The organism is Blattabacterium cuenoti, assembly GCF_014252095.1.
GTDB lineage: Bacteria > Bacteroidota > Bacteroidia > Flavobacteriales > Blattabacteriaceae > Blattabacterium > Blattabacterium cuenoti_F.
In genome coordinates this window covers 290,934-315,584 of the sequence record NZ_CP059210.1, presented here as the reverse complement: position 1 = coordinate 315,584, position 24,651 = coordinate 290,934, and the positions used below count along the sequence as shown (strand labels likewise).

The following is a 24,651-nucleotide window of genomic DNA, read 5'->3' as shown; positions in this document are numbered from 1 at the left end:
AAATGAAAATTATTCTCAAAAAAGACGTGGAAAATTTGGGATTTCAATATGATGAATTAAATGTGAAACCAGGATATGCTAGAAACTATTTAATCCCTAAAGGATATGCTATTATCGCTTTACCTGGAGAAGTAAAAAATATTCAAGAAATTTTAAAACAACGCTTAAAAAAGGAAAGTTTTTTCATTGAAAAATCCAAAGAAATAGAAAAAAAATTAAAACAATTGACTATAAAAATAACAGCTAAAGTAGGAAGAGGAGGAAAATTATTCGGTTCAATTAATAATCAAGAATTGATGGAAGCTTTGCACAAAAAAGGGATTTCTATAGAAAAAAAATTTATCAGAATTCCTGGAAATAGAGTTATTAAAACGATTGGAAAACATCAAGCCTGTATACGTTTACATCGTCAACGGGAACTACCCCTAAATTTTGAAGTAGTAGCTGACTAATTTATCAAAGTGTCATATATTAAGAATAAATTGAGTATCATGATAATGACGGTGATAATCCAAGCTAATATTTTTAAAACCGGTCCATTGACAAATGATCCCATTTTATCAGAATTCCCTGTAAAATTTACTAATGGAATAATAGCGAAACTTAATTGTATTGATAAAATAATTTGACTAATTATTAGTAATTCAGCAGTTCCTTTCTCTCCATAAATCAGAGAAGTAATCATAGCCGGAACAATAGCGATGAGTCTTGTTATTAATCTTCTTATCCATGGTTTTAATCGAATGTGAAGAAAGCCTTCCATTACAATTTGTCCAGCTAGAGTTCCAGTAAGTGTGGAGTTTTGTCCTGAGGCTAGCAAAGCTAAAGCAAAAAAAATTCCAGAGAAACTAGAACCGAGTATGGGGGTTAAAAGTTTATGTGCGTCCATAATATCTGCTACTTCTGTATGTCCAGATCTATGAAAAGTAGCGGAAGATATAATTAATATAGCTGCATTGATAAAAAAAGCTAAGGATAAAGAGAACGTACTATCTATAGTGGCATATCTTATGGCCATCTTCTTCCCTTCAATAGTACGTGGATAATTCCTAGTTTGGATAATACTTGAATGTAGGTATAGATTATGAGGCATAACTGTAGCCCCTAGAATTCCAATAGATATATAGAAAGAATGCGAATTTTTGATTATTTCCGGATTAGGGATAATTCCTTTTAAAATGGGAAGAATTTCTGGTTTAGAACTAATAATTTCAAAACTAAAACAAACTAAAATTGTAAAGATTAACGCAGCAACTACACTTTCAATGTATCTGAATCCTTTGTATTGAAAAAATAAAATAAGCAAAACATCTATAGCAGTAATTAAAACCCCCCATGTTATGGGAATCCCAAAAAGCAATTTTAAGGCTAACACAGAACCAATAATTTCTGCTAAGTCACAAGCCGCAATAGCTACTTCACATAAAATCCATAAAAGAAAACTAATAAATGGGGGATAATGGTCTCTACAAGCTTGTGCTAAATCCCGTTCACAAACAATTCCTAATTTAAGAGCCAAATGTTGTAAGATGATAGCAAAAATATTGGATATAAAAATAACGGATAAAAGCATGTATCCGAATTGGGCTCCTCCAGCAATATCTGTAGCCCAATTTCCTGGGTCCATATATCCAACGGCAATCAATAATCCTGGTCCAGTGAAAGCCAATAATTTTTTCCATTTTCCTGTCTTTTGAGGAACAGAAACAGAAGAAAAAACTTCAGATAGGGAAGGATACTTATTCTCTTTTCTCCATCCTTTTATAGGATATTTATTTTTTGGCATATAAAATAAATATGAAATGAAAATATAAAGTTAACCGTTTTCCTTGTTTTTATTTATGTGGAAGTCTAATAGGAATGGAAAAATCTATTTTTCTTTTTATGAAAAAAACAGAATGAAATTGCATAAAATCAAATTATTTTATACCTTTGATTTTTTGTGTACGGACTATAGTGTAGATTGATTTAGATGAAAAGAATAGCTATACAAGGGGTAAAGGGGTGTTTTCATCATGCAGCAGTTTCCAGATATTTTGAGGGTTGTCATTATGAATTGAGGGAGTATTCTTCCTTTAGAGAAGTTGCCTGTTCCGTGGCTAAATCTGATGTGAATATTGGAGTGATGGCTATAGAAAATACTATAGCGGGAACTATATTGACAAACTACAGTCTTTTATCTGAATACAATTTAAAAATAGTGGGAGAAGTCTACATGCCTATCAAACATCATTTAATGGCTTTTCCTGGACAGGAAGTAAAAGATATTAAGGAAATTTATTCTCATCCTATGGCTCTTTTACAATGTGAATCCTTTCTAGAGGAACATTCTGAAATAAAAATCTCAAAATACTCAGATACGGCAGCTGCCGCTCAATACATTTCTAAATGTAAGAAAAAAGGTTTAGCTGCGATTGCTTCGGAAGATGCGGCTAAAGAATATGGGTTAGAAATACTTTCTAAAAATATACAAAGCATTACAAAGAACTTTACCAGGTTTTTTGTCATTAAAAATTCTTCGAAAAAAGAAAATAATTTTAATAAAGCTTCACTCAGATTCAAGATTTTACATACTACTGGAAGTCTGTCTCAGATTTTGAGTCTTATATCCAGTCTTGGAATTAATATGACTAAAATACAATCTATTCCTATTATACAAAGACCTTGGGAATATTCATTTTATGTAGATATTATATTCAATAGTATAAAAGATTATGAAATGATGAAAGAACGTATACAAAAAATTCCATGTCTTCATCAATTTTCTATTATGGGAGAATATAAAAATGGTAGAATCAGATCTGAATGATTGAAGCAGCAAAAAGAACGCATCAAATATCGGAATACTTTTTTTCCAAAAAAATGAAAGAGATTCATCTTCTTGAAAAAAAGGGGATAGGAGTGATTAATTTAGGAATTGGAAATCCGGATCTTCTTCCTCCAAATGGGGTCATTTATAAAATGAAAGAAGCATCTGAATTGAAAGAGGCAAACACTTATCAAAGCTATGTAGGGATAGAAAATTTGCGAAAGTCCATGGCTAATTGGTATGGAAAAATCTATCAAGTAAAAGTGGATCCTAAAAAGGAAATCTTGCCTTTAATGGGGTCTAAAGAGGGAATTATGCATATCAGTATGTCTTATTTAGACAAAGGAGATCAAGTATTAATTCCAAATCCAGGATATCCAACTTATTCCTCTATATCTAAACTTTTAGAATCGGAAATTATTTATTATGATCTTCAGGAAAGCAATGATTGGTTCCCAAATCTCCCCTTTTTGGAGAAGAAAAATCTGTCTAAGGTAAAGATTATGTGGATCAATTATCCTCATATGCCGACAGGTGCCACTATTACTTTTGAAAAGTTAAAAAAATTGGTTTTCTTTGCTAAAAGAAACCATATTTTACTTGTTCATGATAATCCTTATAGTTTCATCTTAAATAGTCAACGTCCATGGAGTATATTTAATATTAAAGAAGCTAAAGGAATTGCTTTAGAATTAAATTCTTTAAGTAAAAGTTATAATATGGCTGGATGGCGTGTTGGAATGGTAATAGGAAACCCTGAATTGATTCAAAATATTATAAAAGTAAAAAGTCAAATGGATTCTGGAATGTATTATCCAATACAGATTGGGGCGATAGAAGCCATGAATCATGATTCAGAATGGTTTAAAAAACTGAATACAGAATATTTAAAACGTCAAAAAATTCTATGGGACATATGTGATCGTCTTTATTTAGAATATAGGAGAGATCGTTCTGGAATCTTTGTTTGGGCAAAAATTACAGATGTAGATAAAAATGATCGTGAATGGTCAGATAAAATTTTAAAAAATTATCACATATTTATTACACCTGGAAGCCTTTTTGGGGATCAGGGAAAAGGATATGTAAGATTGTCTATGTGTCGTCCTGTAAATATTTTGGAAGAAGCAAAAAATAGAATTATTTCATGAATATTGGAATTATAGGATTAGGTTTGATCGGTGGTTCGATTAGTTTAGGGTTACGAAAATCAAATTTTGGAGATAAATATCTAGGAATAGACTCTAATCAAGAAAATGCTTTGAATGCCGTAAAACTTGGAATTGTAGATGAAATAATTCCTTTACAGGATCTTCTTCTACAATCTTCCGTTATCATTTTATCTATTCCTGTAGATGGGATAGAAAGAATCCTTCCAATTATCCTAAACAAAATCAGGAATGATACAGTGATTTTAGATACTGGATCTACAAAGTATGATATTTGTAATCGGGTTTCTTTTCATCCAAAAAGAAGTCGTTTTGTGGCTACACATCCTATTGCAGGAATTGAAAGTTCTGGTCCGATTTCAGCTCATTCAGATCTTTTTTATAACAAGAATTGTATTTTTTGCGATTCTGAACTCAGTGCTCCAGATGCGATTTCTATGGCAGAAAGAATTTACTCTACTATGAAAATGCGTAGGATTTATTTAACCTCTAAAGAACATGATTTTTATATTTCTTATGGATCTCATTTACCTCATGTCATTTCCTTCTCTTTAGCTAATACAGTTTTAAAAAAATTTGAAAAGAAGGAAGATATTTTTAAGAATATGATGGGAAGTGGATTGGATTCTACTACACGTTTGGCGAGAAGCAATCCTGAAACGTGGTTCCCTATTTTTATTTCTAATAGAAAAAATTTAATTCAAGCTATAGATGCTTATATAAATCATTTAGAAATATTTCGTAACTATTTAAAAAATAAAGAATTTCATAAAATTGATCAGTATATAAAAAAGGCAAACGATATAAAAAAAAAATATGTATAAATTAAATGTATTGTGATGGAAAAAGATATTCTGAATAATAGTATAGACAGGTCTTGGATTGAAAAATTTGATAAACCTCTAACCATATCTGGTCCTTGTAGTGCAGAGAGTGAACAACAAATAATGGAAACAGCTAAAAAGTTAGATCCATCCTATGTTCAAGTATTTAGAGCAGGAATATGGAAACCTAGAACTAGACCAAATAATTTTGAAGGAATAGGGGAACGGGGACTTAAATGGCTAAATAATGTAAAAAAACGTACAGGGTTAATGGTCGCTACAGAAATAGCTAATGCAGAACATGTAAAATTGGCGTTATCTTTTGATATAGATGTTCTTTGGATAGGAGCAAGAAGTACGGCCAGTCCATTTACGGTTCAAGAGATAGCAGATTCTCTAGAAGGAAAAGAAGATCAAATTATTTTAGTAAAAAATCCTATACATCCAGATATAGAATTGTGGATAGGAGCTTTAGAACGTTTGTTAGGAAAAGGGATAAGAAAGTTAGGTGTGATTCACCGTGGTTTTTACACTTATAAAACCTCGAAATACCGTAATCAACCGAATTGGAATCTTTTGTTCAGTTTTAGGAATATTCTCCCTAGAATTCCTGTGATATGTGATCCTTCACATATTTGTGGAAATAAAGAAGGAATTTTAGATATTGCAAAAACTGCTTATCATTATTTTAAATATGATGGATTGATGATAGAAAGTCATTGTGATCCAGATCATGCCTGGAGTGATGCTCAACAACAGATTACTCCGGAAAAACTTTTAGAACTGTTAAAACAGTTGACCGGTTCTAATCATGAGACACATCAGAATCATTTAGATTCTTTAAGAATATTTATTGATGAAATAGATGAAAATCTTATTGCTCTCTTAGCAAAAAGAATGAAAATTTCAAAAAAATTAGGAACATTTAAGAAATCCGAAGATATAACGATTTTTCAACCAAATAGATGGGATTCTATTATGAAAAAATATCTAAAATTAGGTAAAAATTTAGGGATCTCGGAAGAACTCCTTGAAGGGGTTTTCAAACTCTTGCATCAAGAATCCATCAATATTCAAAATAGAATCTGATTTTAGAATGGATGAAGGAAAAAAAAAGTTAAAAAATCCGTCATCAAAGAAAAAAAATGGCTTATTTATTCACTAGCGAATCTGTTTCAGAGGGACATCCTGATAAAATTTCAGACCAGATATCGGATGCTATATTAGATCATTTTTTAGCATATGATCCAGAAGCAAAAGTCGCTATAGAAACTTTAGTGACCACAGGACAAATCATCTTATCTGGAGAAGTACATTCTAAAATTTATGTCAATGTTCAGAAAATAGCTCGTGATCTTCTGAGAAAAATTGGATATACTAAAAATGAATACAGGTTCAATGCTGATTCTTGTGGAATACTTTCTGCTATTCAAGAACAGTCTATGGATCTATTACAGGGAATAAAAAGTTTGGAAAAAGAAAATCAAGGAGCTGGAGATCAAGGAATTGTTTTTGGATACGCTATTAAGGAAACAGAAAATTATATGCCTTTATCATTAGAAATGTCACATCATCTCCTAAGGGAACTTTCTTCTATACGAAATGAAGGAGAAAAAATGCCTTATTTACGTCCAGATGCTAAATCTCAAGTAACTTTAGAATATTCGGATAAGAATGTCCCTATACATATTCACGCGATTGTTATTTCAACTCAACATGATGAATTCGATACAAAAGAAAGAATGCAAGAAAGAATAGTTCAAGATATTAAAAATATTTTGATTCCAAGAGTCAAGAATCTCTTCTCTAAGGAGATCAAAAAATTATTTACGAATAGAACAAAATATTACATAAATACTACAGGGAAATTTGTTACTGGAGGACCTCATGGAGATACTGGACTGACCGGAAGAAAAATCATTGTGGATACTTATGGAGGGAAAGGGGCTCATGGGGGAGGAGCCTTTTCTGGAAAAGATCCTTCTAAAGTGGATAGATCTGGAGCTTATGCGGCTAGACATATCGCTAAAAATCTTGTAGCAGCAGGAATTGCAGATGAATTGTTGATACAAATCTCCTATGCAGTTGGAGTTTCTGAACCTATGGGGATTTATGTAAATACTTATGGGACCTCTAAAAGAGAACTTCTTGATGAAGATATTGTAGTAAAGATCCAAAAAATTTTTGATTTACGTCCTTATGCTATCACAAAAAGATTAAAATTAGGTCAACCAATATATGAAGAAACAGCTGTATATGGACATATGGGGAAAAAACCAAGAAAAGTATGGAAATGTTTTTCGGATATAGAAGGTCATCAAAAAAAACAAGAAGTCGAACTGTTTACCTGGGAAAAATTAGATTATTTGCCTGTGATCAAAGAAGTTTTTAACATGGAATAATTCTTCAAAAAAAAATAGGTATTTTTAGTTAAATTTTTCATTTCACTATGTCTTACAATTTATTGAAGGGAAAAAAAGGAATTATATTTGGTGCTTTGGATGAGAATTCTATTGCTTGGAAAGTAGCAGAACGTGCTTATGAAGAAAAGGCCTCTTTTATTTTAACCAATACTCCTGCCTCTTTGAGAATGGGGAAAATTCATGAATTATCTCATAAAACAAAATCTAGAGTGATTCCGGCAGATGCTACTTCTATTACGGATCTTAATTTTTTGTTTGATAAAACTTTAGATCATTTTGGAGGAAAAATCGATTTTCTTTTGCATTCCATAGCTATGTCTATAAATATTCGAAAAGGATGTTCTTATACATCTCTTAACTATGAATTCTTGAAAAAAGGTTGGGAAATATCTGCCGTATCCTATCACAAAATCATGCAAACAGCATGGGAGAAAAACGCGATGAACAAATGGGGATCTATAGTCGCTCTCACATATATTGCTTCTCAACGGAGTTTTCCTCATTATGGAGATATGTCTGATTATAAGTCCTATCTGGAAAGCATTACACGGAATTTTGGTTATCATTGGGGAGTGAAAAAAAAAGTTCGGGTAAATACAGTTTCACAATCCCCGACTATAACTAAAGCAGCAACGTCTATTAAGGAGTTTCAAAAATTTTTTCTTTTATCTGAAAAAATATCCCCTTTAGGAAACGCTTCTGCACAAGATTGTGCAAACTATATCATTACACTTTTTTCTGATTTGACAAAAAAAGTGACGATGCAAAATTTGTATCATGATGGAGGTTTTTCTAATACAGGCATTAGTGAAACGATGATTTCATGATTCCTCCTATTCTTTGAGAAAGAATATCTAAAAAAAATATCATATGAAAAGAATTATTGCTCCATCTCTACTTTCAGCAGATTTGGCCTTTTTATATCGTGATATAAAAATGTTGAATGAAAGTGAAGCGGATTGGTACCACATTGATATTATGGATTCCTCTTTTGTTTCTAATATTTCTTTTGGGAGCTCCTTTGTCAAATACGTCAAAAAATATGCAAATAAAAATAAACCCATGGATGTTCATTTAATGATTATGCAACCGGAACGCTACATAGAACAATTTAAAGCATGTGGAGCAGATCACTTACATATTCATTATGAAGCTTGTATTCATTTAAACAGGACTATTTTTTCTATTAAAGAATCTGGAATGAAAGTGGGAATAGCAGTCAATCCTCACACTCCAGTTTATCTTTTACAAGATCTTATTCAAGATATAGATTTCGTTTTGTTAATGAGCGTCAATCCTGGATTTAGTGGACAAAAATTTATCAAGAAAACCTATCAAAAACTAGAAGATACTAAAGATTTAATCTTAAAAAAACATTCTTCTGCGCTTATAGAAGTGGATGGTGGGGTGAATTTAGAAAATGCTTCTTTATTATTCAAAAATGGAGCGGATATCTTAGTAGCAGGAACTACTATTTTTTCTAATGACAATCCAAAAAAAATGATTCATAGAATGAAATTTGGAAAAACTTAATTTAGTCTATCTCTATCAGTAACAGTAAGAGATCATGATATCTAAAGAAACTATAAAAAAAATATTTTCCGTTTCTTGTATAGAAGAAGTCATTGGAGATTTTATTTCTTTAAAAAAAAGCGGATTAAATTATAGAGGACTTAGTCCCTTTTCCAATGAAAAAACTCCGTCTCTAATAGTTTCTCCTATAAAAAAAATATGGAAGGATTTCAGTTCTGGAAAAGGGGGGAATATTATCACTTTTCTTATGGAACACGAAAATTATACTTATGTAGAATCATTACATTATTTAGCTAAAAAGTATGATATTAAAATTCAGGAAGAAAAGAAGAATACATTTTTTAGGAAAAAAGATCATGAAAATTTATACTTAATACAAGATTATGCCAAATATTTTTTCATGAAACAATTATCTGAAACAAAAGAAGGTCAAGAAAAAGGATTGATTTATTTGATGAAACAAAGAGGTCTTAATATGAAAATAATTCATCAATTTGAATTAGGTTTTGCACTTTCCTCTTGGACAAAATTTACGGAAACCGCTTTAAAAAAAGGGTTTCAAATACAGGATTTAAAAAAATCTGGTCTTACTGGATTCAAAAGATCTAATCATTTTGACTGTTTTCGTAAAAGAGTGATGTTTCCCATACATGATCTATCAGGAAGAGTTATAGGGTTTGGAGGTAGGAAAATTGATAATTCTTCACGTTCTCTTAAATATTTAAATTCATCCGAAAACGATATTTTTCAAAAAGGTAAAATTTTGTATGGTTTATTTCAAGCTAAAAAAAATATTTTAAAAGAGGACCTTTGTTATTTAGTAGAAGGATATACAGATGTCCTTTCTCTACATCAATCTGGAATAAAAAATGTCGTTTCATCCTCTGGAACTTCACTAACCATAAATCAAATCTTGTTAATCAAGAGATTCACGAAATCTATCGTTCTTTTTTATGATGGAGATCGTTCTGGAATTCAAGCTTCTTTAAGAGTGATTAATATGATCTTGGAACAAGAAATGGATCTACGGATATTATTTTTTTCTAACGGAGAAGATCCAGATTTTTTGGCTAAAAAATATTCTTCTTCTCAATTAAGAGAGTTTTTAGGAAAAAAAAGTTATCATTTTATTTCTTTCAAAAAAAAAATATATGAAAAATTTCACCAAGATGATCCCATGAAAAAATCCTTTTTAGTTTTGAATATTTTGAAGAGTATTTCAAAAATCCCCAATCTTCTTCAAAGAGAATTATACATCCAAGAAACTTCTAAGTTATTCCAACTTCGTCAAGAAGTTTTAATTTCTGAATTGGAACGAATAAATAAGAAAAAAAAACTATATAAAAAGATTGATCATCACCAAATTCTACTTAATTTAGAAAGAAATAATACTCTTATTTTTCTTGAAAAAGAATTGATTCAGTTGATTTTGAATTATGGGAATAAAATGTTTAAAAAAGAAGGGACCCATACTCCTACCACTGTTTTCGAAGAAATATTCCATACTTTTCAAGACTATAATTTTCGTTTTTCTTTGGATTCTCATCAAAAAATATTTAATAAAATCTGTTTGCAAAAAGAAAATATAGGAAAAAACCCTTCTTTTTTTGTAAAATATGAAAAAAATAAAAAATCTTATTCATTATCTCAATGGAAAAGAAAAGGAATTGAAGTTTCTTCCAAAGAAGAAAACATAGATCGATATCTCATGGACATTTTATTGAGATATAAAACCCAATATATTTTGAAATTAATTCAACAAGAAATTCGTAATTTTCAGAAAGAAATTAGAAGGGAGAAGAATCAAATGATTCTAAAGAAAATCATGTATTTAACAAATTTAAAAAACGAACTTAATAAAAAGTTACATAGATATGTATAAAAAAAATGGCCTAATCCTTGTATAATATAGACATTAGTAAGATATAGAAAATAAAAAAACCCCTTTTAATTTATTTTGGATTCTTATAAGAATTTTGGTAAATTCGTGCATATAAAATATCGAGAAATGAATACATTAATTGCAAAGAAAGCGCCTAATTTTATAGCTAGCGCGGTATTGAATGGAAAAGATATTGTAAAAAATTTTACTTTAGAAAAGTTTCAGGGAAGTAAATATGTCTTGCTTTTTTTCTATCCCAAGGATTTTACTTTTGTCTGTCCCACAGAACTATATGCCTTTCAAGAAAAAATGAAGGATTTTGAATCAAGAAATGTGCAAATTATTGCGATATCTACGGATACAGAACAATCCCACTGGGCATGGTTGCAAATCCAAAAAGAAAAAGGAGGAATATATGGAGTCAATTATCCTCTTGTTTCTGACATAAATAAAACCATATCCCATAACTATGGGGTTTTATCTGGAGATTGGATTTTCGATAAGGAAGAGTTAAAATCTACTGGAGAGCTTATTGCTTATAGAGGTTTATTTTTAATAGACAAAAAAGGAATCATCCGACATATTTTAATCAATGACTTTCCTTTAGGTAGGAATGTCCATGAAGCCATTCGGATGATAGACGCACTTCAGTATTATGAGAAAAGTGGAGAAGTTTGTCCAGCAAACTGGATAAAGGGAAAAAGAGCTATTCAGGCTAGTCATCGTGGACTTTTAGATTTCTATTCATCTTCAGATGAATAGAAAAAAAATAGCATTTTATACAATAGGATGCAAATTAAATTACGCAGAGACTTCTACTATAGAAAGAAAATTTTCGAATTCAAATTATGAACTTGTCTCTTTCAAGAGGGTCGCAGACATTTATGTGATAAATACTTGTTCTGTCACTGAAAATGCAGAGAAAGATTTCAAGTATATAGTGCGTTTTTTTATGAAAAAAAATGCAAAAGCTTTTATTATAGCGATAGGATGTTATGCTCAAGTTCATCCTAAAGAAATTTCTTCCTTTCCCGGTGTAGATTTAGTTTTGGGGATGAAAGAAAAATTTCAAATAATAGATTATCTTGATCAAGTAAATTTCTTCAAAAAGAATCCTGCAAAAATTATTTCAAAGGAAACAAATTCTTATTTTTCCTCTTATTCTATTGGAGATAGGACTCGTTCTTTTTTTAAAATTCAGGATGGATGTGATTACAAGTGTAGTTATTGTCTCATTCCCATTTCCAGAGGTTTTTCTCGTTCTGAGAGTATGGAAAATATATTGAAAAATATAAGGGTTCTTTTTAAAAAAGGGATAAAAGAGATAGTTTTAACAGGAATAAATATTGGAGACTATGGAAAAAAGATAGATGGAAACCATCCAGGTCGTTCCTATACATTTTTTGATTTAATACAGGCTATAGATCAAATAAAAGAAAAGGGAAGAATACGTTTATCTTCAATAGAACCTAATTTATTGAAAGAGAAATGTATTGAATTTTTATCGAAAAGCAGGCTTTTTATGCCTCATTTTCATATTCCTTTGCAATCTGGAAGTAATTATATATTGGGAAAAATGCAGAGACGTTATAGACGAGAGCTTTATCAAGAAAAAGTCCAATACATCCGTAATTTGATCCCGGATGCTTATATAGGTTCAGATATCATTGTTGGATTTCCTGGAGAAAAACATGAACATTTTTTAGAAACTTATCATTTTTTGAAAAAATTAGAGATTTCTTCTCTACATATATTTCCCTATTCTCAAAGACCAAATACAAAATCTTTTACCATACAGAAACAGGTCTCTCCAGAAGTAAAAAAAAAACGGAAAATCATATTAAGAAATCTTTCCAAACAAAAATATCGTTCTTTTTGTGAAAAACAGATTCATACGAAAAAAACCGTTTTGTTTGAGAAAAATTCTGTGAATCATGAATATTTATATGGATATACGGAAAATTATATTCGAACAAAAATAGATTCGAATCCCTTATGGGTAAATACAGTCCAAGATGTGCTTCTAACGAAAGTAGATCAAGATGGAGTCATGATAGCTAAATCTATTATAGAGGATGAATGAATTCTACATTAAAAATTTCTTGAAAAGATTTTTTTACTAGATGTTTCACCTCTGAAAATGAGAGATGATTTTTTAATTCTTTCTTTAAGGAAGTTACTTCTTTATTGAAAATTCCACAAGGAATGATATGATCAAAATATCGTAAATCTGTATTTACATTTAGAGCAAAACCATGCATAGTAACCCAACGACTCATTCTGATTCCTATCGCACATATTTTCCTATATATTCCATTTTTTATTAACCAAACTCCTGTTTGTCCTTTCTCTCTCTCTCCTTTTATTCCATAATTTTTTAATAAAAAATGGATAATCACTTCTTCCAAAAAACGTAAGTATTTATGAAGATCTGTAAAAAAATCATCCAGATTTAAAATTGGATATGCAACCAGTTGCCCAGGACCATGATAAGTGATATCTCCTCCTCTATCGATTTGATAAAATTCCGCCCCTATTTTTTTTAAAAAATCAGAGGAGACTAATAAATGTTTATTTTTTCCATTTTTACCTATAGTATATACATGGGGGTGTTCTACAAATAGCAAATATCCAGGTTTTTCTTTTTGAAAATGTTTATTTTTTCCTTTTCTTTGGATCAGGTTATTAAACAATATTTTTTGATATTCCCAAGTTTCTTTATATCCTTTCATTCCTAAGTCCTCAAAAAAGAGGATTTTTTTTTTCATCGCTTTTTATTAAAAATTTATTTAATATAATCAAAAAAACAAATGTACCTTCGTCTGGTTTATAACTATCACGTCCGGAACTCTGCATGAAATGAATAAGGCTTTTTTTATGCAAAATTTATCAGAACAACAAATTATACGTAGAAAAAAATTAAAAGAATTAAAATTATTAGGTTTAAATCCTTATCCATCAAATGAATATAGAATAACAATTCCCATTATTAATATACAAGAGAATTTTACAGAAAAGGGACCCATTAGTATAGCTGGACGTTTAATCCGTTTGCGGATTTTAGGAAAGGCTTCTTTTGGAGAAATTCAAGACCATACAGGACGTATCCAAATATACTTTAAAAAGAATCATTTTGATTCAGAAAAAATAGGAAAAGAAAAGTCCTACAATATTCTTTTAAAAAAACTTATAGATATAGGAGATATTATTGGAGTTCAAGGGTTTTTATTTAAAACTAAAATGAATGAAATTACTATCCATGTCCATAAATTAACTTTACTTTCTAAATCTTTACGGCCGTTACCTCAAGTCAAAGTGGATAAAAACAAAAAAATATATGATGCTTTTTCCAATAAAGAACAACGTTATCGTATGCGTTATGTAGATCTTATTGTGAATGATCATGTAAAAGAAATTTTTTTAAAGCGCACTCATATAATACGAGAAATCAGAAATTTTCTGGATGATAAAGGTTATTTAGAAGTAGATACTCCTATTCTACAATCTATTCCTGGTGGTGCCGTAGCTCGTCCTTTCGTTACCTATCATAATTCTCTTGGGATTCCATTGTATTTACGTATAGCTAATGAACTTTATTTGAAAAGACTCATCATTGGTGGGTTTCACGGAGTTTATGAATTTTCAAAAAATTTTAGAAATGAGGGGATGGATCGTCTTCATAATCCAGAATTTACTGTACTAGAACTCTATGTAGCTTATAAAGATTATTACTGGATGATGAATTTTACAGAAAAACTTCTGAAGTGGATTTTCCATCAAGTGAGAAAAAATTTTAAGGACATTTTAATAGAAAACGATTCTATTAGTTTTCAAACCCCGTTTCCTCGTATCCCTATATTGGATGCTATTCAAACACATACTGGATTTGATCTTAGAGAAATGGAAGAAGAGGAATTAAGAAAAGTTTGTAAAAAATTGCATATAGAGGAAAATTCACAGATGAAAAAAGGAAAACTGATTGAAAACATTTTTGAAGAAAAATGTGAAAAACATTACAAAAATCCTACTTTTATTATTGATTATCCTGTAGAAATGAGTCCTTTAACTAAAAGACATCGTGATCAAAAAAATCTATCAGAACGTTTTGAACTTATTATCCATGGACAAGAAATTGCTAATGCCTATTCAGAACTTAATGATCCTATAGATCAACTTGATCGTTTTCAAGAACAAATTAAATTTTCAGAAAAAAAGGAATCTATGTTTTTGGATAAAGATTTTATACGTGCTTTAGAATTTGGAATGCCTCCTACAGCAGGAATTGGAATTGGAATAGACCGATTGGTGATGTTATTTACAAAACAAAATTCTATCCAAGATGTTTTGCTTTTTCCGCAAATGCGTCCAGAAAAAAAGTGAAGTAGAGAATAGGAATTCTCTATTTCAATCCTAATACTTTTAATCCATTTTCCGTAGCGATTTTAACCAAATGGTCTATGTCATAATAATGACATGCTTCTAACATCACACGTAATTCTATCCAAAGATTTCCATCAGAAAAAGGTTTGTATATATCACAGATATTATCGGTTCCAAAAGCCACTATAATTCCTTCAGGAAGCATTTCATCTACTGGAGTAATAGAATTATGACTGGGAGTTAAACGTTCACTTCTAGTATGATCAATCCAAGCAATAGGACAAGATATTACCATTAAATTAGCTCTTTTCATTAATTTGTAAATTTCATAACGATATTTTCTAGTATGTGCTGCTAAAGAAATACTATGTATGGCTACTACTTTTCCTTGAAGGCCATATTCAATAGTTTTTTTTGCTAGTTGTTCAGTTTCTTTTTCCTCATCCGTATTAAATTGATCTACATGGACATGTACTAACTTTCCCTTTTTTTTAGCTGTTTTTAATAAAATATCGAGATGTTCATCTTCTCTTCCATAATCTTTAGCGGGTAATCCACCAATAATATCCACAAATTCTAAAGATTGATCGAACCAATATTTAGATCTTTTATCTAAAACTCCTTTAAGAACTTGATTAGCAAAACGAAGATGTATCGAACGACCATAATTATTTCTCAATTTATTAGCGGCTTTTAATACTCTGTCTTCAATAACTTCATCCACATCAATAAAAGTACATAAAGCTTGTGTTCCTTGTATTAAAAAGTATTCCAAAGCTTTTTCCATACGAATATAAATGTCCTCTTCTGTAGCTAAACGTTTCATTTCATCAACTAAATACCATTTTTTTTTCAGAGAAAAATAAGAGTATTTAAAATTTTTTTTTGTGAGAGTATAAGCTCTGTCCAAGTGAGCATGAGCATTCACCCATCCTCCTTTTTGTTTTACTTTTTCAATAAAAATTTTTTTAGGATTCATTTTAATTGAGTTCAATCTTAAATATTGGAAATCCAAATAACTTTTTTTGTTTTAAAAAATGGTTCTCTAAAATAATTAATTAGAGGATATTCTACCGCATGAGGAAATTTTTTTAATTCTTCAGAAAGGTCTCCTCCTTTTAGATATAAGGCTCCATTATGAATAGATGGACATCTAAATTTATTTTTGATCCAATTATGAATTTTGGATATTTTTGCTACAGCTCTGCTAACCACAAAATCAAATTTATTTTCCAATTTTTCTGCACGTATACAAATAGTATACGCATTTTTTATGTTCAGATTATATATGATTTTTTCTACGATTTTAATTTTTTTACTAATAGAATCCACTAATATAAATTCTGTATGAGGAAAAACTATGGATAAAGGGATCCCTGGAAACCCTCCTCCTGTTCCTAAGTCCATAACATATGATCCAGGAAAAAAAGTAAAAACTTTAGCAATTCCTAAACAAAAAAGAACATGTTGTTGATAAAAATTGTGGAATGTTTTTCGAGAAATAAGATTTACATAAGCATTCCAATATGCATATAATTTTTTTAGAGAAGACAATTTATATATTTGTTGATCCAATAGATCTGGAAAATATTTTTGAATCAATTCCATATTGATAGAGGAATCAAAATTTATAATCAAATTTATTTAGATTTGTAATCATTTCAAATTATCCATCTATGAAAAATAGATTATCCCACCGTTTGCAAAATATATCTTATTCGCAAACGCTAGCTATGTCTATGAAAGCTAGAGAATTAAAAAATAAAGGATATGACATTATCAACTTAAGTTTGGGAGAACCTGATTTTTCTCCACCGGATTTTGTTTTAGACGCGGCTAAAAAGGCTATTGATGAAGGTTATCATTACTATACTCCAGTATCCGGATATTTAGAACTTAGAGAAACAATATGCAAAAAATTTTCTCGTGATAATGGATTGAAATACTTTCCGTCTCAGATTATTGTTTCTACTGGGGGAAAACAATCTATTATGAATGTCCTTTTATCTTTACTTAATCGAAACGATGAAGTGATTATTCCTGCTCCTTATTGGGTGAGTTATTACCAGATGGTCAAATTGTGTGAAGCCTCTCCTGTTATCATTCCAACAACTATGAAAAAAAATTTTAAAATTCATCCAAAACAGTTAAAAGAAGCTATTACACCTCAAACAAAATTATTTATTTTTAGTACACCTTGTAATCCTACAGGAAGTGTTTACTCCTATAAAGAATTAAAAAATTTAGCAGAAATTTTTAAGAAACATCCGAAAATCCTTATTCTTTCTGATGAAATTTATGAACATATTTGTTACGAAGAAAAACATACCAGTATTGCTATTTTTTCTGATATCCATAATCAAGTCATCACCTTAAATGGTTTATCTAAAGCTTTCTCTATGACTGGATGGAGAATTGGATATATTGGAGCCCCAGAATGGATTGCTAAGTCTTGTGATAAAATACAGGGACAAATAACTTCTTGTGCTAATTCTATTGCACAACGTGCAGCCATTTCTGCATTACAAGCTTCTCCCAATGAAATCAAATATATGATCAAGGAGTTTAAAAAAAGAAGAGATTTAGTTTTGAAAATGATAAAAGAGATTCATGGATTTCAGATAAATGAACCACATGGCGCTTTTTATGTTTTTCCAAAGGTTTCAGATCTTTTTGGAAAAAAATTTTATGGAAGAATTATTCAAAATTCTGACGATTTATCTGACTTTTTACTTGAAAAAGCTCAAGTGGCTACTGTTAGCGGAAGTGCTTTCGGAGATAAGGAGTGTTTACGAATTTCTTATGCTTCCACAGAGAAGAAAATTATAGAGGCTTTAACAAGAATAAAAAAAACATTAATGTAATGAATGGGTGGACGACCGGATTCGAACCGGCGCCCCTCAGAACCACAATCTGATGCTCTAAACCAACTGAGCTACGCCCACCATTTCTGGTCATAACAAAGATATGACAATCAATCCATTTATTGACAAAAACTTTCGATAATTTTTTTACAATAAGAAAAAAGATCACTATATATCCATTTTCTGATGGAAACTATTTCTTGAATAGGATATAAAAGGTGAACATTTGCTCCTGCATCTAGTGTAAAATAGATATTTTTTTTGCTTTGTTTTCTAAAATCCCATACTTTATAAAGCACGTGAAGTGTATTCGGTTTCATCCATAAGGAATAGGGATGAGAAGTCATAATCAGGGCATGTAGCGTCAAAGCTTCATGTTCTATTAATTCTCCAAATTCTTGTACATCCCCCATTTTTAATATGGATATTAGTCTATCCATATTTTTATTAGCACATTTAAATCTTTCTTTAGCATAAGGGTGGTTAATCATGAGTTGATGTCCTTTTGAACTCAAAATTTTTTTAGGATATTCATCTATTACTAAAATAGCGTCTCCCATTTTTGTAAAAATGGGATGTATTTTATAGGGATAAGGGATAGCATAAAGATTATTACTTCCCTGGATGGATTTATGCCCCCCCCAAACAACAAGTCCAGGATATATAGATCTACAGGCACTTCCAGAACCCAATCTGGCTAAAAAAGAAGCTTTTCTTAAGAAAAAATCTTTTTCTAAAGAAGAAACTAATTTTTTTTCTATTTCCATGATACATAAAGCTAAAGCACTCATGGAGGAAGCAGAAGAAGCTATTCCACTACTGTGTGGAAAAGTGTTTTTTGTTTCTATTACAAAATTGTAATCTCGTAAATAAGAACAATAAAGTGAAATCCTATGAAAAAATTCCAAAATTTTTGGAAGAAAACTAGAATTTTCTTTTCCAGAAAAGAAAATTCTTATCGATCTCTTTTTTTTTTCTCTCAAATGATAAATTAATCGTGTTTCTGTATAAACCTTTCCTAGAGAATAACTAATAGATGAATTAGACGGAATTTGAATTTTATTTTTGTGTTTTCCCCAGTATTTGATTAGAGCGATATTAGAAGGACTTTTTTTCGTAACTACTCCATTTGTAACTAGAGAATATTTTTTTTTTTTATAAAAAAAACAACTTTTCTTCAAAAAATACGATTTAATTCCTTAACCGGGAGTTCTAGTTCTCACGTTTTTTTTATATAATCTAACATTTTTTTATCGTCTAATTCTCCTTCTGAACGAGCAATGACACAACTTGCCAATCCATTTCCTATAACATTTACAGTAGTACGAGCCATATCCATCAATTCATCTATTCCTATAATTGCTAATATAGGCCAAGTAGGTAGTCCAAAAGACGCTACAGTAGCTAAAAGAATTACTAAAGAAGCTCTTGGAACTCCAGCCACCCCTTTACTAGTCAAAATTAAAGTTAAACCTATAAATATTTGTTGACTAAAACTTAAAGGAATTCCAGAAGCTTGTGCTACAAACACAGTAGCTAAAGATAAATAAAGAGTCGTTCCATCTAAATTAAAACTATAACCTGTAGGAATCACAAAAGCAACAATTTTTCTGGGAACACCTAATTTTTCTAAATTTTCCATAAGAAGAGGTAAGGCAGATTCTGAACTTGTAGTAGCAAACGCTAAGGATACAGGTTCCGTTAATGCCTTTACGAACCCTCTTAAAGGAACTTTAATCCATAAAAGAATAGGGAGGAGAACCACTATTAAAAATATAAGTAAAGCAATATAAAGCGTCAATAATAATTGAAAAAGATTATATAATATATCCAACCCCATATGTCCTACTGTATAAGCTATAGCGGATCCTACTCCTATAGGAGCAAAATACATGATGATCTTAGTGAATTTAAACATAATCTCTGAAAGACTCTCTGCAAAGAGTAATAGAGGACTACGTTTTTTTTCATCCAAAAAAACCATAGATACACCAAAAATAACGGAAAATACCACAATAGGTAACACATCTCCATGATAGATAGATTTAATAAAATTTTCTGGAAAAACATGAAGAATAGTATCTTGCCAAGATTTACTTTCTACTTTCGGTAATTGCTGTTCCGTCATTCCTGAAGGCATCACGATTCCTATTCCTGCTTGAGATACATTAATAGCAATAAGACCAATGAATAAGGCTAAAGTAGTTACTATTTCGAAATATAGAAGAGATTTCCATCCCATACTCCCTAATTGTTTAATATTAGAGTGACTAGCTATACCCACTATTAAAGTGGAAAATAATATTGGAGCTATAATAGTTTTAATCATTCTCAAAAATATTTGAGATAAAAATCTTAGTTCTATAGCAATCTTCGGTTGATCTAATCCTACTTCTATTCCTATGATGATGGATAACAAGATCCAAGTTGTTAAGTCCTTTTTCAGAAAGGCATAAAACATGAACAGAGATATTACGAAACATCTAAACATGCAAAGAGTCCATTTATCCAATCCTAAAAAGGATTTTGATAAGTGGATAAACACATATGCTAAAACACTTAAAAATGCTATGAGTAAAATTTTTTCTTTTTTTACTTTCATATTCCAATACTCATTTTGTAAAATTCAACATCTATCAAAGGATTATTTGGTAACAGACCCGTAGGGACTCGAACCCCAACTAACAGAACCAAAATCTGCTGTGCTACCGTTACACAACGGGTCTATGAAAAATGTAAATATATACCATTTTTTTTCAAAAACCATTATGCCTAAGGCTAACCGAACTTCAGGCACAAAAAAATCATCGTTTTTTTTTTTAAAGATAAAAGAAACGATATTTTTGTACTAAATTATTTAAGACTACAAGATAAAGAAAATTTTTTCTAGAAAATAATGAATTAATTATGTCTGTTAAAATACGTTTAAAAAGAATTGGGAAAAAACATAGGCCTATTTACCATATAGTGGTAGCTGATTCTCGTGCTCCAAGAGATGGAAAATTTATTGAAAAACTAGGGACTTACAATCCTCATACAGATCCTCCTTCAACAATATTAAAAATACAAAAGTCTGTATCCTGGTTAATGAAAGGCGCCCAACCAACAGATACAGTAAAATCCATTTTTTCTAAAAAAGGAGTTTTACTAAAAAAACATTTATTAGAAGGAGTTAAAAAGGGCGCATTTACTGATGAAGATGCCAATCAAAAATTTCATGTTTGGTCAAAAAAAAACCTATTTGAAAGTTAAAAATCCATAGAATAACTATTTTTAATAGAGAAAGGACCTATGCTTTCTCTTCTTAAAGAAAGTAGATAGGCTCCGCTTTTTATCGCAGTTCCAAAATCTTGAGCAATGGATCGAATATAAGTTCCTTTTCCACATTCTACAAAAAATTGAATATAGGGAATTCCAATTTTTAAGATATAAAATTTATAAATTTTTACTTTTCTAGGCTTCATAGGATTTATTTTTTTTCCTTTTCTAGCATATTCGTAGAATCGTTTTCCTTCCATTCGTAAGGCAGAAAAAGATGGTGGATATTGATCTATTTCTCCCTTAAATTTTTTAGATATTTCTTGAACAAGTTCAGGGGTGATATGTGAAGTGGAAGAAAAATTATATTCTTCTGTTTCTGAATCAAAAGATTGGGTAATGCAACCTAGTTTGATAATCCCTGTATAAGTTTTTTTATAATTTTGAATAAAATCCATTTTTTTTGTGTATTCTCTCCCTATAAGAATGATTAAAAGTCCTGTAGAAAGAGGATCTAGAGTTCCCGCATGTCCTATTTTTAAGTTTTTTCCAAGAAAATTCCTAATTTTTTTTCTGATAATTTTCACCACTTTAAAAGAAGTCCATCCCCACGGTTTATCTATTAATAGAAGTTGATCCTTTTCGAATGTGGATTCTGATAAAGTTTTCAAAACTTGAACTTTCCAATCGGTTGAAAAAAATAATGTATAACAATAAAGACAAGTCCCAAAATCATTCTATAATATCCGAATAATTTTAAATTATTTCTTTTTAAATAAGTTATAAAATATTTTATGGATAGAATTCCTGTAATGAAAGCCATTAGATTTCCAATAATCAAAAACTGGATTTCTTGTATAAAAAGTTCTTTTTCCATGGGAATAATAATACGAAAATTCCATGGAAAACTGAAAGAAGTTAATTGAAAATAATAGTCAAATAATTTTTTACATGTGGCAATAAAAATAACCGGAACAGATAAAAAAAAAGAAAATTCAATAGCCTTTCTTCTATGAACATTTTGTAACATACAAGCAGCTATAGTCGCAGCACTTCTAGATATTCCTGGAATCAGAGCCATACATTGGCATAATCCAATAATAAAAGCTTGAAAATAATTGATATGATTACTTTTATCTAAATTTTTTCCATAAACATTTTCCACTTTCAAAAGAATCATCCCTCCGATAATAAGAAAAAAAGCGACTATAAGTGGATTTCCTAAGAAGAAATTTATTCTTCTATTCAAAAAGAAACCAAAAATTCCTATGGGAAAACTAGCTAAAAAAATTTTTAGATAAAAATCTACTTTTTGAAAAAAAAATTTTCTTCTATAGAAAAAAACCACAGAAAAAACCGCTCCAAGTTGAACAGATATCAGGAATAATTTCGTGATCTTTTTCTCTAGTATTCCCATAATGGAAGCTACTAGGATCATATGTCCTGTAGAAGAAATAGGAAAAAATTCTGTAATCCCTTCAATAATCCCTAATAGGATTGATTGAATATAATTCATTAAACATCAATTTTTGCATGAATGGCATTTTTTTCTATGAAACTTCTACGTGGAGGGACTTCCTCTCCCATAAGAATAGAAAATATTTTATCGGCTTCCGAAAAATTTTCTATATAAACCTTGCGTAAGGTCCTTTTTTTGGGATTCATAGTAGTTTCCCAAAGTTGTTCCGCATTCATTTCTCCTAATCCTTTATAACGTTGTATATTGATCTTTTTTCTTCCTCCTAATCTTTGGAGAATTTTTTCTCTTTCCTCATCACTCCAAGCATATTGAGAATGATTTCCTTTTCTAATTAAATAAAGAGGAGGCGTCGCAATATAGATGTTTCCTTTTTCTATTAAGGGCTTCATATAACGAAAGAACAATGTTAAAATCAAAGTAGAAATATGACTCCCATCTATATCTGCATCTGTCATAATAATAATTTTATTATATCTAAGTTTTTTTATATTTAAACTTTTTGGATCTTCTTCTGTGCCAATAGTAACCCCTAATGAGGTGAATATATTTTTAATCTCTTCATTTTCAAGTATTTTATATTGCATGGCTTTTTCTACATTTAGGATTTTCCCTCGTAAAGGTAAGATAGCTTGAAAGCTACGATCTCTACCTTGTTTAGCCGTTCCCCCTGCAGAATCTCCTTCCACCAAATAGATTTCACAATTTTCTGGATTATTGAAAGAACAATCCGCTAATTTTCCAGGTAAAATGCTATTGTATATGGGACTCTTTTTTTGTATTAATTCACGAGCTTTTCTAGCAGCTTGACGTGCTTTAGCCGATAAGATGACTTTCTCAATAATTTTTTTTCTATCGCTGGGGTTTTCTTCTAGATAACTGTATAACCTCTCTCCCACAATTTTATCTACAATTCCTCCTACTTCGTGATTGCTTAATTTTGTTTTAGTTTGCCCTTCAAATTGAGGGGACATCATCCTTACAGATATAATAGCTGTAAGACCTTCTCGTAAATCATCTCCCGTCAAATCTACTTTATCTTTTTTATTATCTTTGTTAGATACAAGTCCATATCTATCCGTATATTTCTTAAATGTCCTTGTTAAAGCTCTTCGAAATCCAGAAATATGAGTCCCTCCCTCCGAAGTATTGATATTATTTACATAAGAATAAATTCTTTCTTTGAAAGAAGTATTGTACTGCATGGCTACTTCTACTATGGTATTTTCTTTTTCTCCTTCAATAAAAATAATGTCCCTTGTTAAGGGATCTTGATTCTCATCTAGAATAGGAAGGTATTCTTTTAATCCATTTTTAGAGAAAAAATGCTCTTCTATATTATTTCTTTCGTCTTTTAAAAATAAGTGCAATCCTTTATTTAAAAAAGCTAATTCTTTCAAACGTGTGGATAATATTTTATAATGATATGTGATCGAATTGAAAATAGAATCATCAGCTAGATAATGAATTTTTGTTCCTTGAAGATGGGTTCTTCCTAAACATTGGACCCTATCAATAGGTGTTCCTCTCAAATATTCTTGTTGGTAAACTTTTCCGTTACGATAAACTGTCACTATAAGTCTTTTTGACAAGGCATTAACACAGGAGATCCCTACTCCATGCAATCCTCCAGAAACTTTATAGGAGTTTTTGTCAAATTTTCCACCCGCTCCTATTTTAGTCATGACTACTTCCAGAGCAGATTTTCCTTCTTTCTTATGAATATCTATGGGGATTCCACGGCCCTGATCCAGGACTGTAATAAATCCATTTTTGTGAATGGTTACCCAGATTTTATTACAATAACCTGCTAAGGATTCATCTACGGAATTATCTATGACTTCATATACTAAATGATGCAATCCTCTAACCCCCACGTCTCCAATATACATAGAAGGTCTAAGCCTTATGTGTTCAATCCCTTCTAGAGATTGTATGCTATCTGCTGTATAATCTGTATTTTTACTCATAAACCATTTTATAAATTTTTCCTATTTTCATAAAAATTTATAGTTTTATAGGATCTTTAAAG

23 protein-coding genes and 2 tRNA genes are annotated in these 24,651 nt (G+C 30.4%); 14 read left to right on the top strand and 11 right to left on the bottom strand.

What is annotated here, in order from left to right:
* Positions 1–2 precede the first annotated feature (2 nt).
* Entirely contained in the window at positions 3–452 is a 450-nt protein-coding gene (gene rplI, locus H0H45_RS01515) for a 50S ribosomal protein L9 (RefSeq protein ID WP_185866843.1), read from the top strand.
* Here rplI and H0H45_RS01510 read toward each other — a convergent pair.
* Positions 449–1,786 carry an Nramp family divalent metal transporter gene (locus H0H45_RS01510; RefSeq protein WP_185866842.1) on the bottom strand — a complete coding sequence of 446 codons (1,338 nt, stop codon included), beginning with the start codon at positions 1,784–1,786 and terminating at the stop codon, positions 449–451. The two genes, rplI and H0H45_RS01510, sit on opposite strands and share 4 nt — an antisense overlap.
* Before the next feature lie 186 nt (positions 1,787–1,972).
* On the opposite strand from H0H45_RS01510, the gene H0H45_RS01505 reads away from it, so the two are divergent.
* From H0H45_RS01505 to mtaB, 10 genes are all read left to right on the top strand, one after another.
* Positions 1,973–2,809 (top strand): prephenate dehydratase, encoded by an 837-nt coding sequence (locus H0H45_RS01505; RefSeq protein ID WP_185866841.1) that lies wholly within the window; start codon positions 1,973–1,975, stop codon positions 2,807–2,809.
* Positions 2,806–3,960 carry a pyridoxal phosphate-dependent aminotransferase gene (locus tag H0H45_RS01500; protein WP_185866840.1) on the top strand — a complete coding sequence of 385 codons (1,155 nt, stop codon included), beginning with the start codon at positions 2,806–2,808 and terminating at the stop codon, positions 3,958–3,960. Before H0H45_RS01505 ends, H0H45_RS01500 begins: the two co-directional genes overlap by 4 nt.
* Entirely contained in the window at positions 3,957–4,802 is an 846-nt protein-coding gene (locus H0H45_RS01495; protein ID WP_185866839.1) for a prephenate dehydrogenase, read from the top strand. The genes H0H45_RS01500 and H0H45_RS01495 overlap by 4 nt, the downstream gene beginning before the upstream one ends.
* Positions 4,803–4,817: 15 nt before the next feature.
* Positions 4,818–5,891 (top strand): bifunctional 3-deoxy-7-phosphoheptulonate synthase/chorismate mutase type II, encoded by a 1,074-nt coding sequence (locus H0H45_RS01490; RefSeq protein ID WP_185866838.1) that lies wholly within the window; start codon positions 4,818–4,820, stop codon positions 5,889–5,891.
* A 56-nt stretch (positions 5,892–5,947) separates the two neighbouring features.
* On the top strand, positions 5,948–7,204 hold the full coding sequence (metK, locus tag H0H45_RS01485; RefSeq protein ID WP_185866837.1) for a methionine adenosyltransferase: 1,257 nt from the start codon (positions 5,948–5,950) through the stop codon (positions 7,202–7,204).
* A gap of 47 nt (positions 7,205–7,251) precedes the next feature.
* Positions 7,252–8,052, top strand: coding sequence for an enoyl-ACP reductase FabI (locus H0H45_RS01480; protein WP_185866836.1), 801 nt, complete (start codon positions 7,252–7,254; stop codon positions 8,050–8,052).
* 43 nt (positions 8,053–8,095) lie between these two features.
* Positions 8,096–8,758 (top strand): ribulose-phosphate 3-epimerase, encoded by a 663-nt coding sequence (gene rpe / locus H0H45_RS01475; RefSeq protein ID WP_185866835.1) that lies wholly within the window; start codon positions 8,096–8,098, stop codon positions 8,756–8,758.
* 34 nt (positions 8,759–8,792) lie between these two features.
* Complete coding sequence (dnaG, locus tag H0H45_RS01470; RefSeq protein ID WP_185866834.1) at positions 8,793–10,640, top strand: DNA primase; 1,848 nt, start codon at positions 8,793–8,795, stop codon at positions 10,638–10,640.
* A 126-nt stretch (positions 10,641–10,766) separates the two neighbouring features.
* Positions 10,767–11,402, top strand: a complete 636-nt coding sequence (locus H0H45_RS01465) for a peroxiredoxin (RefSeq protein WP_185866833.1) — start codon at positions 10,767–10,769, stop codon at positions 11,400–11,402.
* Positions 11,395–12,723 (top strand): tRNA (N(6)-L-threonylcarbamoyladenosine(37)-C(2))-methylthiotransferase MtaB, encoded by a 1,329-nt coding sequence (gene mtaB / locus H0H45_RS01460; protein ID WP_185866832.1) that lies wholly within the window; start codon positions 11,395–11,397, stop codon positions 12,721–12,723. Before H0H45_RS01465 ends, mtaB begins: the two co-directional genes overlap by 8 nt.
* Here mtaB and lipB read toward each other — a convergent pair.
* Positions 12,707–13,408 carry a lipoyl(octanoyl) transferase LipB gene (lipB, locus tag H0H45_RS01455; RefSeq protein ID WP_185866831.1) on the bottom strand — a complete coding sequence of 234 codons (702 nt, stop codon included), beginning with the start codon at positions 13,406–13,408 and terminating at the stop codon, positions 12,707–12,709. The two genes, mtaB and lipB, sit on opposite strands and share 17 nt — an antisense overlap.
* Positions 13,409–13,517: 109 nt before the next feature.
* Between lipB and lysS the strand changes: the two genes are divergently transcribed.
* A complete protein-coding gene (gene lysS / locus H0H45_RS01450; RefSeq protein WP_185866870.1) occupies positions 13,518–15,020 on the top strand; it encodes a lysine--tRNA ligase in 1,503 nt (500 codons plus the stop codon).
* Positions 15,021–15,039: 19 nt separating this feature from the next.
* On the opposite strand, the gene H0H45_RS01445 is transcribed toward lysS, so the two are convergent.
* Positions 15,040–15,999, bottom strand: coding sequence for an amidohydrolase family protein (locus tag H0H45_RS01445; protein ID WP_185866830.1), 960 nt, complete (start codon positions 15,997–15,999; stop codon positions 15,040–15,042).
* A gap of 17 nt (positions 16,000–16,016) precedes the next feature.
* Entirely contained in the window at positions 16,017–16,628 is a 612-nt protein-coding gene (gene rsmG / locus H0H45_RS01440; protein WP_185866869.1) for a 16S rRNA (guanine(527)-N(7))-methyltransferase RsmG, read from the bottom strand.
* A gap of 68 nt (positions 16,629–16,696) precedes the next feature.
* On the opposite strand from rsmG, the gene H0H45_RS01435 reads away from it, so the two are divergent.
* Complete coding sequence (locus H0H45_RS01435) at positions 16,697–17,884, top strand: pyridoxal phosphate-dependent aminotransferase (protein WP_185866829.1); 1,188 nt, start codon at positions 16,697–16,699, stop codon at positions 17,882–17,884.
* A gap of 6 nt (positions 17,885–17,890) precedes the next feature.
* On the opposite strand, the gene H0H45_RS01430 is transcribed toward H0H45_RS01435, so the two are convergent.
* The 4 genes from H0H45_RS01430 to H0H45_RS01415 form a co-directional block, all read right to left on the bottom strand.
* Positions 17,891–17,965: transfer RNA gene (locus tag H0H45_RS01430), tRNA-His, on the bottom strand.
* 38 nt (positions 17,966–18,003) lie between these two features.
* Positions 18,004–19,065 carry a diphosphomevalonate/mevalonate 3,5-bisphosphate decarboxylase family protein gene (locus H0H45_RS01425; RefSeq protein ID WP_185866828.1) on the bottom strand — a complete coding sequence of 354 codons (1,062 nt, stop codon included), beginning with the start codon at positions 19,063–19,065 and terminating at the stop codon, positions 18,004–18,006.
* Positions 19,066–19,103: 38 nt separating this feature from the next.
* On the bottom strand, positions 19,104–20,486 hold the full coding sequence (locus tag H0H45_RS01420; protein ID WP_185866827.1) for a dicarboxylate/amino acid:cation symporter: 1,383 nt from the start codon (positions 20,484–20,486) through the stop codon (positions 19,104–19,106).
* A gap of 53 nt (positions 20,487–20,539) precedes the next feature.
* Positions 20,540–20,610: transfer RNA gene (locus tag H0H45_RS01415), tRNA-Gln, on the bottom strand.
* 181 nt (positions 20,611–20,791) lie between these two features.
* Between H0H45_RS01415 and rpsP the strand changes: the two genes are divergently transcribed.
* Positions 20,792–21,136, top strand: coding sequence for a 30S ribosomal protein S16 (gene rpsP / locus H0H45_RS01410; RefSeq protein WP_185866826.1), 345 nt, complete (start codon positions 20,792–20,794; stop codon positions 21,134–21,136).
* Here rpsP and truB read toward each other — a convergent pair.
* Genes truB through gyrB form a run of 3 tightly spaced genes read right to left on the bottom strand, consistent with a single transcriptional unit; the run spans position 21,133 to position 24,589 of the window.
* A complete protein-coding gene (gene truB, locus H0H45_RS01405) occupies positions 21,133–21,813 on the bottom strand; it encodes a tRNA pseudouridine(55) synthase TruB (protein ID WP_185866825.1) in 681 nt (226 codons plus the stop codon). The two genes, rpsP and truB, sit on opposite strands and share 4 nt — an antisense overlap.
* Entirely contained in the window at positions 21,810–22,658 is an 849-nt protein-coding gene (locus tag H0H45_RS01400) for an undecaprenyl-diphosphate phosphatase (protein ID WP_185866824.1), read from the bottom strand. The genes truB and H0H45_RS01400 overlap by 4 nt, the downstream gene beginning before the upstream one ends.
* The gene (gyrB, locus tag H0H45_RS01395) at positions 22,658–24,589 is read right to left on the bottom strand and encodes a DNA topoisomerase (ATP-hydrolyzing) subunit B (RefSeq protein ID WP_185866823.1); all 1,932 of its coding nucleotides are present in this window, start codon (positions 24,587–24,589) and stop codon (positions 22,658–22,660) included. The genes H0H45_RS01400 and gyrB overlap by 1 nt, the downstream gene beginning before the upstream one ends.
* Positions 24,590–24,651: the final 62 nt, after the last annotated feature.